This is a genomic window from Rhodobacter sp., assembly GCA_020637515.1.
Classification (GTDB): Bacteria; Pseudomonadota; Alphaproteobacteria; order Rhodobacterales; family Rhodobacteraceae; genus Pararhodobacter.
In genome coordinates, this window is sequence record JACKKG010000001.1 from 458,577 (window position 1) to 474,203 (window position 15,627).

The following is a 15,627-nucleotide window of genomic DNA, read 5'->3' on the forward strand; positions in this document are numbered from 1 at the left end:
CGATCAGGGGCCTGGTCGAGGCTTACGCCAGACGGCGCGCTGACGCCATCCGGGCGTCACCGTCTATGCGCGGCGCCCGCCGTGGTGCCGGCACCACGCCTGGCCGGCATCCCGCCGCCACGCCCGCCGGACGCCCGCCGCCTGCGAGCGGAGAAGCCGCGTCGAGCCCCCGCCCAGCCCGTGACGACGGCCATCGAGAATGCCGTGGCCGAGGCCGTCGGCACCCTGCGCCCGAGGCCCCCGCCGCGACCGCGCTCGCGCCCGAGGTCACCTATGACGACACCCCGCGCGCCGATCCCGCGTTGGCCCGGTTCCGCCCGCAACCGCGCAGTGCCCGGGTTCGGGCGCTGACCGCTCCTCAGGCCCCGGCAGCGCAGCCCGAACCGGACCCCGGCACCGATCAGACCCTGCTGGACGCCCCGGCCGAGGGGACGCCGACAGACACCGCCGCGCTTGAAACCCCTCCTCCCGGAGGGGTTTCGCTTGCGGCCCTGCGCCCTCAACGCCGGCCCAGCGATTTCGCCGCGCCCGCCGATCCGACAGCGACCGGCACCCCCACGGCGGATGAAATCGCCGCGCTGGACCTGGACGGCGCCACGCCCGAGGCCGTCACCCGATCCTTGATCCCCGGCGCGCGTCCGGACGATTTCGCCCAGCGCGCGGAACAGGTTCTGGCCGCGACCCAGGCCCAACCGGCGACCGGCGGGGCCGCAGGCGACGATGGCGAACCCGACGCCGGCAGCGCACGCGCCGCGCCCGAGATCCCCACCTCGGCCTCGGTCGCGCGTCAGGCCACCGAAACCGACGCGATCCGCCTCAATCGTGTCAACCTGATCGGCGTCTTCGGAACCCCCGACGCGCGCCGCGCCCTGGTCCGCACCTCGAACGGGCGGATGGTGCGGGTGTCGGTGGGCGACCGGCTGGACGGCGGCCGCGTGACGGCAATCGGCGAAGACGAGCTGCGCTATTCGAAGAACGGCCGCGATGAGGTCCTGCGCATCGGCGGCTGACCGCCGCGTCCGCCCCCCCCCGGCCGGACCGCACGAAAACCCCCGGGCCCGCACGCGGCGCCCGGGGGTTTCGTTTCGGGCCGCGCGCCCTCAGGCGACGTGTTGCAGCGCGACCGCCGGCGTGACGCCCAGCGCGTAGCACACATCGCGCGTCAGGCTGGCGCGGTTCAGCGTGTAGAAGTGCAGCGCGGGCACGCCCTCGCCCAACAGGGTGTCGCACATTTCGGTGCACAGCGCGGTCGCCAGCAGGTCCTCGCGCCCGTCGCGCTGCGCTTTGGCAAAGGCCTCGTCCAGCCAGGCCGGAACCGAGGCGCCGGTGGCCAGCGCAAAGCGGCGGATCCCTTGCCAGTTCTCGATCGGAATGATTCCCGGCAGGATGCGGCTCGCGTCGATACCCGCCTTGTCGGCCTTGTCGCGGAACCTGAGAAAGGTCTCGGCCTCGAAGAAGAACTGCGTGATCGCCTGATCCGCGCCCGCTTCGAACTTGCGCTTCAGCCAGGCCACATCGGCGCCATCGTCCGCGGCCTCGGGGTGGCGTTCGGGATAGGCGCCCACGCGCACCGTGAAATCGCCTGTCTCTTTCAGCGCCGCGATCAGCTCCAGCACGTTCGCGAACCCGTCCGCATGGGGGCGGAACGCGCCCTGGCCCTTTGGCGGGTCGCCGCGCAGCGCAACAATCTGGTTCACCCCGGCGGCGGCATAGCCGCGGGCGATCTCCAGCGTTTCGGCGCGGCTGGCATCGACGCAGGTCAGATGCGCGGCGACGTTCAGGTCGAACTCGCGTCCGATGGTGGTGACGGCTTCATGCGTCAACTGCCGGGTGGTCCCGCCGGCACCATAGGTCACCGACACGAAATCGGGCTTCAGGGGCGCCAGCATCCGCACCGTGTCCCACAGCCGAAAGCTGGCCTCCAGCGATTTGGGCGGGAAGAATTCGAACGAAACGCGGGGTGCGGTCATGGTGGTCCTGCTCCTTGGTTGCCCCCTTGTTGCACGCGCAGCAATGTGAGACAAATTCATTGTTTTCATCATCTGCATGAGGTGAGCCGCATAATGCATCTGGAATTCCGGCACCTGCGCACCATTCGCGCGATTCATCAGGCGGGCGGCGTGGGCCGCGCCGCCGACATCCTGAACATCACCCAATCCGCGCTGAGCCATCAGTTGAAGGGCCTCGAGGACCAATGCGGGGTCGAACTGTTCGTGCGCCGCACCAAGCCGCTGCGCCTGTCCGCGGCCGGGCACCGGATGCTGAAACTGGCCGAGGACGTGCTGCCCCGCATCGACGCGCTGGAAGAGGAATTCCGCGCCATGATCGCCGGCAAGACCGGCCGCCTGCACATCGCCATCGAATGCCACGCCTGTTTCGACTGGCTATTCCCGGTGCTGGAACGCTTCCGCCACGCCTGGCACGACGTGGACGTGGACATCCGCCCGAACCTGGCCTTCAACGCCCTGTCCGCCCTGGAACGCGAGGACGTGGACCTGGTCGTGTCCTCGGACCCTGAGGATATCCCCGGAATCACCTTTACCCCGCTCTTCGACTACGAGCCGCGCTTCATCGCCGCCGCGACCCACCCTCTGGCGGCGAAGCCCTTTGTCGTGGCCGAGGATTTCCGCGACGAGGTGCTCATCACCTACCCGATGGACCGCACCCGGCTGGACATCTTCACCGGCCTCTTGAATCCCGCCCGGGTGGAACCCCGTTCGGTGCGGCCGGTCGAACTGACGGCGGTGATCCTGCTGCTGGTCGCCTCGGGGCGGGGGGTGTCGGTGCTGCCGGACTGGGTCCTGCGCGAGGTGAAATACAACGCCGACTACATCACCCGCCCGGTGACCGAACGGGGCCTGACGAAACGCCTCTATGCCGCGACTCGCAGCGAAGATACGGTGAAACCCTTCATGGCGCATTTCCTGCGGCTCGCCCGCACCGAACCCGTGAAATTGCAGAGGGCCTGATGCGGATCGTCATTCTCACCGGCGCGGGGATCTCGGCCGAATCGGGGCTGGGCACCTTTCGCGACAAGGACGGGCTGTGGACCCGCTACGATCTGAACGATGTCGCCACGCCCCAGGGCTTTGCCCGCAACCCCCGGCTGGTGACCGAATTCTACAACGCGCGCCGCGCCAATTGCGCCCAGGCCGAACCCAACGCCGCCCATTACGCGCTGGCGCGTCTGGAAACCGCGCTTCCCGGGCAGGTGCTGATCGTCACCCAGAATGTCGATGACCTGCACCAACGCGCGGGCGCGCGGGCGGTGATCCAGATGCATGGTGCCCTCATGTCGGCCCTGTGCGCAGCGTGCGGCCACCGCTGGCCCGCGCCGCCCGTGATGACCGAGACCGATCCCTGCCCCGCGTGCGCCGCGCCCCGCACCCGGCCCGACGTGGTCTGGTTCGGCGAGGTGCCCTATCACATGGACACCATCGCAGACGCCGTCGCCAGGGCCGAGATCTTCGCCGCCATCGGCACCTCGGGCCAGGTCTGGCCCGCTGCCGGCTTCGCCGCCGAGGCCCGCCGCGCCGGCGCGCATTGCGTCGAGCTGAACCTCGAACCATCCGAGGTGTCGCGCGCCTTTCACGCCCACCATTACGGCCCCGCCACGCAGGTCGTGCCTGCCTGGGTCGATACCCTTTTGCCAACCTGAGGTTCCGCCATGCCGACCGTCCCCCTCCTGTCCGACCAGACCGCCAGCGCCGCCGCGCTCGCCGTGTTCGACGACATCCGCGCCAAGCGGAACACCGACTATGTGAACAATTTCTGGCGCGCCCTCGCCAACGATCCCGCGCTGCTGAAAGCCACCTGGGAACGCCTCCAACAGGTCATGGGCCCCGGCGCGCTGGACCCCTTGTTCAAGGAGATGATCTATGTCGCCGTGTCGGTCGCGAACGGCTGCGAATATTGCATCCACTCGCACACCGCCGCTGCCCGCTCAAAGGGCATGACCGACGCCATGCACGGCGAACTTCTGGCGGTGATCGCCATGGCCGCGCAGACAAACGCGCTCGCCACCGCGCTTCAGGTGGAAACGGACGACCGCTTCAAGACCTGACCTGCTGCACCTCGCTTCCCAGGACGCCCCCGCCCCCGGGCGGGTGGGTGGCGCGGGGGGCTGGCCCCCCGCCCTGCCTTTACGGCAGCAAAACCGTCGAGCCGGTGGTCGTGCGCGCTTCCAGCGCCCGGTGTGCCGCCTGAACCTCGTCCAGCGGGAACCGCTGATCGATGCGGATCGTGACCTCGCCCGACAGAACCTTGCCGAACAGATGCCGCGCCATCGCCTGGCAGGTCTCGTGCTCGGCGATATGCACGAACAGCGTCGGCCGGGTGATCTTCAGCGATCCCTTCGCCGCCAGACGGCCCAGATCGAACGGCGGCACCGGCCCCGAGGCATTGCCGAAGGTGATCATCATCCCCAGGGGCCGCAGGCAATCCAGCGACCCGTCGAACGTAGCGGCGCCGACCGAATCCATCACCGCATCCACGCCCTTGCCGCCGGTCAGCGCCCGCACCTTGGCCGGCCAGTCGGCGTCGCGGTAGTTGATCGCATGGGTCGCCCCGTGATCCAGCGCCATCTGGCATTTCTCGTCCGAACCGGCGGTGGCGATCAGCGTGATCCCCTCGCTGCGCGCCCATTGGCAGGCAATCAGCCCCACCCCGCCGGCGGCGGCGTGAAACAGCACGGTATCCCCCGCCTTCAGGGGCGTCGTGCGGTGGAACAGGTATTCGACGGTCAACCCTTTCAGCATCATCGCCGCGCCGGTCTCGAAACTGATGCCGTCGGGCAAAGGGCAGACCTGCGCCGCCGGCATCACCCGGGCCTCGCAATACGCGCCCGGAGGCTGGCTGGCATAGGCCGCCCGATCCCCCGGCTTCAGATGCGTGACCCCCTCGCCCACCGCCTCGACCACGCCGGCGGCCTCCATGCCCAGCGCGTGCGGCAGGCTCATCGCGTAAACCCCCGACCGCTGGTAGACATCGATGAAGTTCAGCCCGCAAGCGTGATGCCGGATACGGATCTGCCCCGGCCCCGGTTCGCCCACGGGCTGCTCGGCAAGGGTCAGGACCTCGGGTCCCCCCTGCGCGTTGATGATGACGGTCTTTGCCATGTCGGCCTCCCTGACTGCGGCGCAAAGATGGCCCGCACCGCCCCCCGGGGCAAGACCCACCCCTTCTTTGTGCCGGAAATATCCTCGGGGGGTGAATTCGCGGCACGCGAAGAGGGGGGCAGACAGCCCCCCTGCCGCGCGGCGCGTCCGCGCCGCGCCGGGTCGCCCGAGGGCTGCGGCCTGGAAGGCCGCCGGCCGAGGGCGAAACCCCCGCGCCCGGCGGATCAGCTCCGCAGCGCCGGCAAGCCCACGCCGGTGCTTTCGAACCCGCCGTCGGCCGCGATGATCTGGCCCGTCACATAGCTCGCCTTGTCCGAGCACAGGAACACGATCACCTCGGCGATCTCGCGTTCGCTGCCGTAGCGGTTCAGCGGGATCGCGTCATGATAGGCGTCGATGATGTCTTGCGTGTGCACCGCCATCGCCAGCTTGGTGCGCACCGGCCCCGGGCAGACGCAGTTGCAGCGGATCCCGTGTTCCCCCAGTTCCGCCGCCTGCTGCTTCGTCAACTGGATCACCGCAGCTTTCGAGGTCCCATAGGCCACCCGCAACGTCGAGGCCCTCAGCCCCGAGATCGAGGCGATGTTCACGATCGCGCCCCGGCTCTCTTTCAGCGCGGGCGTCACCGCCTGGCTGACCAGGAACACCCCGTCCAGATTGGTCTCCATCACCGTGCGCCAGCGGCGGAAATCCGTCTCTTCGATGGGGCCGAAATCGGCCACGCCGGCGTTGTTCACCACCGCATCGATGCGACCGAACCGCGCCAGCACCTCGGGCACCATGGCCGCGACTTCGGCCGGTTGGGACACGTCGCAGCAAAAGCCACGCGCCCCTTCCAGTTCCGCTGCGGCGGCGTCCAGCGCGGGCTGGTCGCGGTCGATCATGGCCACCTGCCACCCCTGTTCCAGAAACAGCGTCGTGGTGGCCAGTCCGATGCCGCGCGCGGCGCCGGTTACCAGGGCAATCTTCTGCATGGGCTCTCCTCGGCTCGATCCGGCCACGATGGCGCAGAGCATCGCGAACATCAAGAAGGCGGCGCGCGCCAACGGGCCCTTGTCACGCCGTCGTCCGGCGCTAGGCTGGCTCCATCCATTCGCGGAGGGATCATGCCGATACTCGCCATCGACCAGGGCACCACGTCGAGCCGCGCCATCGTCTTTGGCGACGATCTGGCCGTGAAGGCCCTCGCGCAGCAGGAATTTCCGCAGCATTTCCCGGCCTCGGGCTGGGTCGAGCACGACCCGCGCGACCTGTGGCGCAGCACGCTGGACACCTGCCGCGCTGCGCTGGATCAGGGCGGCCCGGTGCAGGCGATCGGCATCACCAACCAGCGCGAGACCCTGGTGATCTGGGACCGCGCGACCGGCGCGCCGATCCACCGCGCCCTGGTCTGGCAGGATCGCCGCACCGCCGATCACTGCGCGCGGCTGAAGGACCAGGGCCACGAGCCCGAGGTGACAGCCCGCACCGGCCTGCTGCTCGATCCCTATTTCAGCGCGACAAAGGCCTCGTGGTTGCTGGACAACGTGCCCGGCGCCCGGGCCCGGGCGGCGCGGGGCGAGCTGGCGCTGGGCACCGTGGACAGCTTTCTGATCTGGCACCTGACCGAGGGGCGCGTGCACGCGACCGATGCCACCAACGCCGCGCGGACGATGCTTTACAACATAGGCACAGGCCAGTGGGACGCCGAGCTGTGCCGCCTGTTCGACGTGCCCATGGCGCTGCTGCCCCAGGTGCGCGACTGCAATGCCGCCTACGGCGAGACCCGGCTTTTCGGCCCACCGATCCCCATTCTGGGCGTTGCCGGGGACCAGCAGGCGGCGACCATCGGCCAGGCCTGTTTCCAGCCGGGCATGATGAAATCGACCTATGGCACCGGCTGTTTCGCGCTGATGAACACGGGCACGACACGGGTGCCCTCGCACAACCGGCTTCTGACGACCGTTGCCTATCAACTGGACGGGCAGGTCAGCTATGCGCTCGAAGGGTCGATCTTCATCGCCGGCGCCGTCGTGCAATGGTTGCGCGACGGGCTGAAGATCATCGCCGCCGCGCCCCAGACCCAGGCGCTGGCCGACTCCGCCGATCCGGAACAGACACTCATCATGGTGCCGGCCTTCACCGGCCTGGGGGCGCCCTATTGGCAACCGCACGCCCGGGGCGCGGTGTTTGGCCTGACCCGCAATTCGGGACCGGCGGAATTCGCGCGCGCGGCTTTGGAAAGCGTGGGTTTTCAGACCCGCGACCTGGCCGAGGCGATGTGCGCCGACTGGGCGGCCAGCGGCGAAACGGCGGCGCAGGGCGTGCTGCGGGTCGATGGCGGCATGAGCGCCAGCGATTTCACCATGCAATTCCTGTCCGATGTTCTGGGCGCGCCCGTGGACCGGCCCAGGGTTCTGGAAACGACGGCGCTGGGCGCAGCCTGGCTGGCCGGGCACAGCGCGGGCATCCTGCCGGACGCCGCGGGCTTTGCCCGCCACTGGGTGCTGGACCGCCGGTTCGAACCCACCCTGCCGCCCGCGCGGCGCGAGGCCCGCTATGCCGCCTGGAAACGGGCCGTCGCGGCGACCATCGCCGCCGCCTGAGCCCCTCCGCGCCTAGACCTTTGGCCGACCAAAGGCGTGGATCATGCGGTTCAGCTGCCCCTCGGCCTTGCCCCGCACCAGGCGCAGCGATTGCAACGCCAGTTTCGCCATCATCGTGTGGGCGGTCACGTCGGCGCGGGCGATCACCCGGCACCCCCCGTCGGGCAGATCGTAGAAATCCAGCGCGATCCCTGCGCTGGCCAGGGTCGAGGCGACATCGAGGTGCATCGCCTCGTTCTCGGTCACCTCTTCTAGCCGGGCGGTGAACTGGCGGGGTTCGTTGCGCCAGGTCACGGCGCAATCCCATCGCGGCACGGGCTGCGTATGCGCCAGGCGGCTGGCGATGCCGAACTTCTGCATCACCTCGGAAAACCGCCCGGGATCGCGAAACGCCGCCAGCACGCGCGCCCGGGGCCGCTGGAAATCGCGCGTGGTCTCAATCCGCATCCGTCCGTCCCACAGGGCCGGGGGCCGGGGTCCGGCCGATCGCGCCAGCCAGCCAGCGCGCCAGCAATTCATGGGCAATTGCCCCGGACCGGGGCCGGCGCACGCGGGGGTGGGTCCCGTCGAGCGCCTGGGCCAGTTCGTCGCGGGTCAGCCACAGCGCGTCGTCCAACTCGTGGTCCAGGGTAATCGCATCGGTTTCGGCATCCGCGGCAAATCCCAGCATCAGCGAATTCGGCCACGACCAGGGCTGCGAGGCGACATAGGTGACCGCCCCCACGCGGACGCCGGTTTCCTCGCGCACCTCGCGGCGGACGGCGGCTTCCAGCGATTCGCCCGGCTCGACAAAGCCGGCCAGGGTGGAATACATCCCCTCGGGCCAACCGGGCGATCGGCCCAGCAACACGCGGTCGTCCTTTTGCACCAGCATGATGACCACCGGGTCCGTGCGCGGGAAATGCGGCGTGCGGCACGCGGGGCAGACCCGCTGCCATCCCGCCTGCGCGATGTCGCTGGGCTGGCCGCAGGCCGAACAAAAGCGGTGCGAGCGGTGCCAGTTCAACAACGCCCGCGCGGTCGAGACCATCGCCGCCTCGACCCCGTCCAGACGCATCATCAGCCCGCGCAATTCGGCGTAGCGATACCCCTCGGGCAGGGCGGGGTGCGGGTATTCGGTGGGGTCGAAAAAGCCCGACATCGCGGCCTCGTCCAACCCCTCGGGCACCCACGAGGACAGATCGGCGGCGAATCGTGCCTGGCCATCGTGGCGGCCCAGAAAGATCCACGCCTCGGCCGCATCGGCCAGCACCGGGTCCGCGGGCGCCAGCCAGGCGATTTCAACCTGCTCGGCGCCCCGGATCAGTGGCCTGCCGCGCCATAGCGGCAGAACCCGCGTGTCGGAATCCTGCCGCAGATTGCCCAAAGTCTGCGCATCCCCGCGCAGTTCGGCCATCCGGTCATCCCATTCGGCGGAAAAGACTATGTTGCGCGACAAGAATACCCCCTTTGGATTGTGTTCTCCTTATGCCATTCTGGAAACCTTGAAAACACACCGGCTGAATTCCGTTTGTATTGCACATTGCAATTCAACCCAGAGGTGTAGATACTTGCCGCGTAAGTGTCTGTGTTTTGTCTCAATTGTGCCATTGAGTCTCGACAATTTAGCAGCGCACTGTGCGCACCCTTCGTGTTCTTGTCGGTCAGGCGACAGTGGGATGTGAAACCGTGATTGCCCGAGGGAAGTCCTTGCTCAATTCTGCACTCTTCAGTGGCCTGGCCGTCGGGCAACGCGCCGTGCACCTGCGGGTGATCGAGACCACGGACCTGCACCAGCACCTGCTCCCCTATGATTATTACGCGGATCGCCCGCTGGACGGCATCGGCCTGGCCCACGCCGCCCATCTGATCGACGCCGCCCGGGCCGAGGCCCCGAACGCGCTGCTGTTCGACAACGGGGATTTCCTGCAAGGCACGCCAATGGGCGACCTGGTCGCCTATGAGAAGGGGCTGCGCGACGGCGATCTGCATCCCGTCATGGCGGCGATGAACGCGCTGAGCTTCGACGCGATCACGCTGGGCAACCACGAATTCAACTATGGGCTGGATTTCCTGATGAAGACCCTGGGCGGGGCGGCCTTTCCGGTCGTCTCGGCCAACCTGGCGGTTGCCAAGGGCACCGAACCGCGCCGGGACCGCACCCTGGTCAAACCCTATGTGTTGCTGGACCGGATGTTGCAGGACGATCTGGGCCATCCGCATCCGATCCGCATTGGCATCATCGGCTTTGCCCCGCCGCAGGTCATGAACTGGGATCACGCGGCGCTGGAAGGGCGCCTGCAGGCGCGCGACATCGTCGAAGCCGCCCGCGCCTGGGTTCCCGAAATGCGCGAGGCCGGGGCCGATCTGATCCTGGCGCTGGCGCATACCGGCATCGGCTCGGCCCGCCACGCGGACGGGATGGAGAACGCCGCCGTTCCGCTGGCCCGCGTCGCGGGGATCGACGCGATGCTGACCGGGCACAGCCATCTGATGTTCCCCTCGCCCGTGTTCAACGACCTGCCCGAGGTGGACGTCGCCGCCGGCACCATCGCGGGCAAGCCGGCGGTCATGGGCGGCTGCTGGGGCGCGCATATCGGCCTGATCGACCTGTTGCTGCTGCGCGAGGCCGGCGAATGGCGCGTTCTGGGCACCCGGTCCGAGGTGCGCTCGCTGAGCGAACGCAACGGGACGGCGAAACCGCACGCGGTGTCGCGGGTCGTGGCCTCGGCGCACGAGGAAACCCTGCGGGCGATCCGCCGCCCGGTCGGGCAGAGCGATCGCGCGCTGCACAGCTATTTCTCGCATCTCGGGGTGATCGGTTCGCTGCAACTGGTGGCCGAGGCCCAGCGCGACTATGTGCGCGCCCGTCTCAGGGACCCCGAGCTTGCCGACCTGCCGATCCTGTCGGCCGTCGCCCCGTTCAAGGCGGGGGGACGCAACGGCCCGGCGGGCTATACCGACGTGCCCAAGGGGCCCCTGGCACTGCGGCACGTGGCCGATCTCTACCCGTTCCCCAACGCCATCGCCGCGCTGTGCCTGACCGGGACCGAAGTGATCGAATGGCTGGAACGGTCGGCCTCGGCCTATAACCAGATCCGCCCGGGATCGACCGGCACGTTGCTGCGTGACGCCGAGGTGCCCGGCTACAATTTCGAGGTGATCGACCCGCTGGATGTCGTGTTCGATCTGTCGCAGCCTGCCCGCTACGGGCCCGACGGCGCCCTGATCGACCCGCAGTCGCGGCGCGTGGCCTCGGTGTCGCTCGACGGCCAGCCGCTGGACCCGCAGGCGCAATACATCCTGTGCACCAACAGCTACCGAGCCGGCGGCGCGGGCAGTTTCGTCGGCGCCCGCGCGGCCAATCTGGTGCTGGCCGACGAACGGGTCACCCGCGACATCCTTCTGGGCCACATCCGCCAGAACGGCACCAGCGCCGAGCCGGCCGGGGTTGCCGCGGCCGGGCGGCTTCGGTTCAAGGCGATGCCCGGAACCTCGGTCATCTTCGAGACCGGCCCCTCGGCGCGCCGCTACATGGACCAGATCGCCACGTTCCAACCCGAACCGCGCGGCCTGACGCGCCAGGGCTTCCTGCGGCTGAAACTGGACCTGTCGAACGGCGCCTGAACGGGGGACCATCCGCAGATCCCGCAGCCAGTCGTGCGGGCCATGCCCCCCCGGCGCGCGGGCAAGGACACGGCCCACGAACGACAAGGGGCCGCGTGTGCGGCCCCGGTCTTTCATTCTGCGGTAAGGTGCGTGCTCGCACGCACCCTACGGCGTCAGCCATCCTTGCGGATGACGGCATTGGTGGGATCGTAGGGGCTGTCCTCGGCCACAACCGCATCCCATTCCTTCAACTGGATCTTGACCTTCAGCCGGGTGCCGACCTCGGCCAGATCGGGGCGGACATAGCCCATCCCGATCTGCTTGCCGAACGCGACCGACCAGCCGCCCGAGGTCAGCCGCCCGACCTTCTCGCCGTTCAGCAGGATCGCTTCCTTGCCCCATGGATCCGTGTCAGCCGGACCGTCGATCAGCAGCGTCACGCATTTCGAGCGGATGCCCGTGGCCAGCATCGCCGGCTTGCCGCGGAAATCCTTGGTCAGGTCGATGAAGCGATCAAGGCCCGCTTCGGCCGGGGTGGCGTCACGACCCAGCTCGTTGCCAAAGGCGCGATAGCTCTTTTCCTGCCTGAGCCAATTCTGCGCCCGCGCGCCCACCGGCTTCAGCCCGTGCTTCGCGCCGGCCTGCATCAGCAGATCCCACAGGTAGCGACCGAATTCGACCGGATAGTGCAGCTCCCACCCCAGTTCCCCGGTATAGGCCACGCGGATCGCGCGGACCGGGCACATGCCCAGCTCGATGTCGCGATAGCTCAGCCACGGGAACCGCTTGTTCGACAGCGCGGTTTCCGGGGTCGCGTCCTTGACGATCTCGTTCAGGATCGCGCGCGCGTTGGGGCCGGCCAGCGCGTAGACGCCCCATTGCGTGGTGATGTCATGGCAATCGACGTAATCGCCGCCTGCGACGCGGAAATCCTCGATGGCTTTGCGCAGGAAGTCGCCGTCGTAATCCGTCCAGGCCCCGGCCGAGATCAGGTAGTATTCGTCGTCCTTCAGTCGGACGATGGTGTATTCCGTGCGCGTCGTGCCCGCGTCGGTCAGCGCGTAGGTCAGGTTGATCCGGCCGACCTTGGGCAGCTTGTTGCAGGTAAAGTGGTCCAGGAACGCCGTCGCGCCCGGCCCGCGCACCAGATGCTTGGTAAAGGCCGACGCGTCGATGATGCCGCAGGTCTCGCGCACGGCCTGAGCCTCGTCGCGCGCATAGGTCCACCAGGCACCGCGGCGGAATGACCGCGCGTTGTGGTCGAAATCGGCGGGGGCGCCGATCGGGCCGTAATAGTTCGGCCGTTCCCAACCGTTCACCTGGCCCATCTGCGCGCCCAGCGCGATCTGGCGATCATAGGCGGGGGCGGTGCGCAGCGGGCGGCAGGCCTCGCGCTCCTCATCCGGGTGGTGCAGAATGAAGACGTGCTCGTAGCACTCCTCGTTCTTGCGCGCCGCGAATTCGGTGGTCATCCAGCCGCCGTATCGCTTGGGGTCGAGGGACGCCATGTCGATCTCGGCCTCGCCCTGGGTGATGAGCTGGGCCAGATATTTGCCCGTGCCGCCGGCGGCGGTGATGCCAAAGCTGAACCCCTCGGCCAGCCACATGTTCCGCAGGCCCGGCGCCGGACCCACCAGCGGGTTGCCATCGGGGGTATAGCAGATCGGGCCGTTGAAATCGTCCTTCAGCCCCACGGTTTCCGAGGTCGGAATCCGGTGAATCATGGACATGTATTCTTCCTCGATCCGCTCCAGGTCCAGCTGGAACAGGTCGGCGCGGAAGCTTTCCGGCACGTCATAAAGGAACCGCGCGGGCGCATTGCGCTCATAGGGGCCCAGGATCCAGCCGCCGCGTTCCTCGCGCACATACCACTTGGCGTCCGCATCGCGCAGCACCGGGTGCTCGGGGTTGCCGGCGGCCCGCCAGGCTTGCAGCGCGGGGTCGGGCTCGGTCACGATATACTGGTGCTCGACCGGGATCGCGGGGATCTTGATCCCCAGCAGGCGCGCGGTGCGTTGTGCGTGGTTGCCGGTCGCGGTGACGACATGCTCGGCGGTGATCTCGAACGTTTCGTCCGAGGGCACCAACATGCCGCCCTTTTCCACCATCCGCGTGCAGGACACGATCCATTCCGAACCGGTCCAACGATAGGCATCGACCTGGATCTTGCGCTCGATCGTGCAGCCCAGTTGCCGCGCGCCCTTGGCCATCGCCTGCGTCACGTCGGCAGGGTTGATATAGCCGTCCTGCGGGTGGAACAGCGCGCCCTTCAGGTCTTCGGTGCGCACCAGCGGCCAGCGATCCTTGATCTGTGCGGGCGTCAGGAATTCATGATAGACCCCCGCCGTTTCCGCGACCGAGGAATAGAGCATGTATTCGTCCATCCGCGCGTCGGTCTGCGCCATGCGCAGGTTGCCACAGATGGAAAAGCCCGCGTTCAGCCCGGTTTCGGCCTCGAGCGTCTTGTAGAAATCAACCGAGTATTTGTGGATATGCGTGGTCGCATAGCTCATGTTGAACAGGGGCAACAGACCCGCCGCATGCCAGGTCGAGCCCGAGGTCAGTTCGTCGCGCTCGACCAGCATGGTGTCCCACCCGGCCTTGGCAAGGTGATAGGCGATGCCGGTGCCGACAGCACCACCGCCGACGACAAGGGCTCTCACATGGGTTTTCATGGCTGGCTCCGCTGAACAGGATTTGCCACGTCATCGCAGCAAATCCCGCAGGGCGGCGCAATGCACCCGACCGATGGAGGCGCGAAAACGACTTGCGGTGTCGCCAGCCGTCAGTGGCCGAAGTCGCCGGGCCCCATCTGGCCGTCGCCATTGGCGTCCAGATCGGCGAACAGCCGCGCGGTGGCCGCCTCCCACTCGGCGCGCGCGATCACGCCGTCGTGGTCGGTATCGGCATAGGCGGCCGTCATCGCGGCATGGATCCGCGGCCCGGGGCCCCGCTGACCGCCCATCTGGCCCTGGCCCTGTCCCTGGCCGTGACCCTGCCCGCCGTGGTTCACCTCCTGCATGCCGGCGATCGTCTGGGCCATGTTGGCCTGTTCCTCGGCATCGATGCCACCGTCGCCGTTCAGATCGAACATTTCGAACTGGTCGCCGCGCCGGGTGGCGAAATCGTCCAGGGTCACGACGCCGTCGCCATTCATGTCCCATTCGGACACAAAGGCCATCATCCCCCCGCCCTGCTGGGCGATCGTCGGGGTGGCCAGCGCGGCCATGCACAGCGCGGCGAGGGTCAGGGATTTCTTGCGGTTCATGTGCGGATCCTTCGGCTATCACTCATATTCAACGTCCGGAATTCATATTTCCGTCGCCGCGATCTTGCAAGTCGCGGCCCAGCACCCCCGACCCCGAATTGCCGTCGCCCCGGGGCGCCGCTATGCAGGGACAGCGGCAGTGGACACAGACAGCGGACAGAGGGCGCGCGGATGGCGATCATCACCACGAAATCGGCGATGCGCGCGCTGTGCGGGACCTGGCGCGCGGCCGGCAACAGCATCGCGCTGGTGCAAATTGCGGGGGCGCCGCACCGCGGTCACGCCGCCCTGTTTGCCCGCGCCCGGGCCGAGGCCCGCCGCGTCGTCGTCGCCCTTGTCCCCGCCACCCCCGCGGACACCGCGATGCCCACCCCCGACACACCCTCCGATCCGGTCGAACACCTGCGCGAGGCCGGGATCGACGCCGTCTTCCGGCCCGAACCAGGCGATTGGCCCCTGCCCCAGGGGCAGACCGTCGTCGATACCCCCGATCTGACCCGCGTCCTGATCGGCAAGCTGCGCCCGGGGCATTACCGGGCCATGGCCACGCAGACCGCCCGGCTTTTCAACATCGTGCAGCCCGACACCGCCTGCTTCGGGGACAAGGATTACCAACTGCTCTGCGTGATCCGGCAGATGGCGCGCGACCTCGACAGCCCGGTGCGGATCACCGGAACGGCCACGGTGCGCGACCCCGACGGACTGGCCGTGTCACGGCGCAACCGGCTGCTCACCCCCGCCGACCGCGCCGCGGCCCGAATCGTGCCCGACACCCTCGCCCAGGCCCAGGACATGGCAAGGACCGGCATCACCCCCTCGCGCCTGCGCGCCTGGGTCGCCGCCCGGCTTCAGACAGAACCGCGCGCCGATCCGCTTCTGGCCGACATCCGCGATGCGGATACCCTGGCCAGCCTCCCCGGCCCGCTCACCGGCCCCGCGGTGATCCTGCTGGCGGTCCGCTTCGGCAGGGTGCTGCTGATCGACCAGCGCGTCGTCACGCCCTGATCGGACCGCGCCCCCAGCCCTTCTTTGTGCCCCAAATATCCTGCGGGGGTGAATGGGCGCAGCC

General features: G+C 68.5%; 14 protein-coding genes. 7 read left to right on the forward strand and 7 right to left on the reverse strand.

From position 1 onward, the window contains the following. The first annotated feature begins 302 nt into the window (after positions 1-302). Positions 303-1,010 carry a hypothetical protein gene (locus H6900_02270; protein MCC0072093.1) on the forward strand — a complete coding sequence of 236 codons (708 nt, stop codon included), beginning with the start codon at positions 303-305 and terminating at the stop codon, positions 1,008-1,010. A 90-nt stretch (positions 1,011-1,100) separates the two neighbouring features. Here the strand turns inward: H6900_02270 and metF are convergent, their stop codons facing one another. Further along, complete coding sequence (gene metF / locus H6900_02275) at positions 1,101-1,970, reverse strand: methylenetetrahydrofolate reductase [NAD(P)H] (GenBank protein ID MCC0072094.1); 870 nt, start codon at positions 1,968-1,970, stop codon at positions 1,101-1,103. 93 nt (positions 1,971-2,063) lie between these two features. On the opposite strand from metF, the gene H6900_02280 reads away from it, so the two are divergent. Genes H6900_02280 through H6900_02290 form a run of 3 tightly spaced genes read left to right on the forward strand, consistent with a single transcriptional unit; the run spans position 2,064 to position 4,063 of the window. Next, entirely contained in the window at positions 2,064-2,969 is a 906-nt protein-coding gene (locus H6900_02280; protein MCC0072095.1) for a LysR family transcriptional regulator, read from the forward strand. Further along, complete coding sequence (locus tag H6900_02285; protein MCC0072096.1) at positions 2,966-3,658, forward strand: NAD-dependent deacylase; 693 nt, start codon at positions 2,966-2,968, stop codon at positions 3,656-3,658. Before H6900_02280 ends, H6900_02285 begins: the two co-directional genes overlap by 4 nt. 9 nt (positions 3,659-3,667) lie before the next feature. Further along, positions 3,668-4,063 (forward strand): carboxymuconolactone decarboxylase family protein, encoded by a 396-nt coding sequence (locus H6900_02290; GenBank protein ID MCC0072097.1) that lies wholly within the window; start codon positions 3,668-3,670, stop codon positions 4,061-4,063. Positions 4,064-4,142: 79 nt separating this feature from the next. On the opposite strand, the gene H6900_02295 is transcribed toward H6900_02290, so the two are convergent. Together H6900_02295 and H6900_02300 are read right to left on the reverse strand one after the other, a co-directional pair. Continuing rightward, on the reverse strand, positions 4,143-5,117 hold the full coding sequence (locus H6900_02295; protein MCC0072098.1) for a quinone oxidoreductase: 975 nt from the start codon (positions 5,115-5,117) through the stop codon (positions 4,143-4,145). Between the two features lie 224 nt (positions 5,118-5,341). Next, positions 5,342-6,091: an SDR family oxidoreductase gene (locus H6900_02300; GenBank protein ID MCC0072099.1), complete on the reverse strand. Its 750-nt coding sequence runs from the start codon at positions 6,089-6,091 to the stop codon at positions 5,342-5,344. Positions 6,092-6,220: 129 nt separating this feature from the next. Between H6900_02300 and glpK the strand changes: the two genes are divergently transcribed. After that, entirely contained in the window at positions 6,221-7,702 is a 1,482-nt protein-coding gene (gene glpK / locus H6900_02305) for a glycerol kinase GlpK (protein MCC0072100.1), read from the forward strand. Between the two features lie 12 nt (positions 7,703-7,714). On the opposite strand, the gene H6900_02310 is transcribed toward glpK, so the two are convergent. Further along, the gene (locus H6900_02310) at positions 7,715-8,149 is read right to left on the reverse strand and encodes a hypothetical protein (protein ID MCC0072101.1); all 435 of its coding nucleotides are present in this window, start codon (positions 8,147-8,149) and stop codon (positions 7,715-7,717) included. Next, positions 8,139-9,098 (reverse strand): NAD(+) diphosphatase, encoded by a 960-nt coding sequence (gene nudC, locus H6900_02315; GenBank protein MCC0072102.1) that lies wholly within the window; start codon positions 9,096-9,098, stop codon positions 8,139-8,141. The genes H6900_02310 and nudC overlap by 11 nt, the downstream gene beginning before the upstream one ends. A 293-nt stretch (positions 9,099-9,391) precedes the next feature. On the opposite strand from nudC, the gene H6900_02320 reads away from it, so the two are divergent. Then, complete coding sequence (locus H6900_02320; GenBank protein MCC0072103.1) at positions 9,392-11,308, forward strand: bifunctional 2',3'-cyclic-nucleotide 2'-phosphodiesterase/3'-nucleotidase; 1,917 nt, start codon at positions 9,392-9,394, stop codon at positions 11,306-11,308. Positions 11,309-11,463: 155 nt separating this feature from the next. On the opposite strand, the gene H6900_02325 is transcribed toward H6900_02320, so the two are convergent. Further along, positions 11,464-13,965 (reverse strand): FAD-dependent oxidoreductase, encoded by a 2,502-nt coding sequence (locus H6900_02325; GenBank protein ID MCC0072104.1) that lies wholly within the window; start codon positions 13,963-13,965, stop codon positions 11,464-11,466. A gap of 110 nt (positions 13,966-14,075) precedes the next feature. Continuing rightward, positions 14,076-14,558 carry a hypothetical protein gene (locus tag H6900_02330; GenBank protein MCC0072105.1) on the reverse strand — a complete coding sequence of 161 codons (483 nt, stop codon included), beginning with the start codon at positions 14,556-14,558 and terminating at the stop codon, positions 14,076-14,078. Between the two features lie 171 nt (positions 14,559-14,729). On the opposite strand from H6900_02330, the gene H6900_02335 reads away from it, so the two are divergent. Continuing rightward, on the forward strand, positions 14,730-15,563 hold the full coding sequence (locus H6900_02335; GenBank protein ID MCC0072106.1) for a 4-phosphopantoate--beta-alanine ligase: 834 nt from the start codon (positions 14,730-14,732) through the stop codon (positions 15,561-15,563). Positions 15,564-15,627 lie beyond the last annotated feature (64 nt).

Bases quoted from the DNA above. Each gene is read 5' to 3' on its own strand.
- metF (MCC0072094.1), bottom strand. From the start codon at position 1,970: ATGACCGCACCCCGCGTTTCGTTCGAATTCTTCCCGCCCAAATCGCTG.
- H6900_02280 (MCC0072095.1), top strand. From the start codon at position 2,064: ATGCATCTGGAATTCCGGCACCTGCGCACCATTCGCGCGATTCATCAG.
- H6900_02290 (MCC0072097.1), top strand. From the start codon at position 3,668: ATGCCGACCGTCCCCCTCCTGTCCGACCAGACCGCCAGCGCCGCCGCG.
- H6900_02295 (MCC0072098.1), bottom strand. From the start codon at position 5,117: ATGGCAAAGACCGTCATCATCAACGCGCAGGGGGGACCCGAGGTCCTG.
- H6900_02300 (MCC0072099.1), bottom strand. From the start codon at position 6,091: ATGCAGAAGATTGCCCTGGTAACCGGCGCCGCGCGCGGCATCGGACTG.
- H6900_02310 (MCC0072101.1), bottom strand. From the start codon at position 8,149: ATGCGGATTGAGACCACGCGCGATTTCCAGCGGCCCCGGGCGCGCGTG.
- nudC (MCC0072102.1), bottom strand. From the start codon at position 9,098: ATGGCCGAACTGCGCGGGGATGCGCAGACTTTGGGCAATCTGCGGCAG.
- H6900_02325 (MCC0072104.1), bottom strand. From the start codon at position 13,965: ATGAAAACCCATGTGAGAGCCCTTGTCGTCGGCGGTGGTGCTGTCGGC.
- H6900_02330 (MCC0072105.1), bottom strand. From the start codon at position 14,558: ATGAACCGCAAGAAATCCCTGACCCTCGCCGCGCTGTGCATGGCCGCG.
- H6900_02335 (MCC0072106.1), top strand. From the start codon at position 14,730: ATGGCGATCATCACCACGAAATCGGCGATGCGCGCGCTGTGCGGGACC.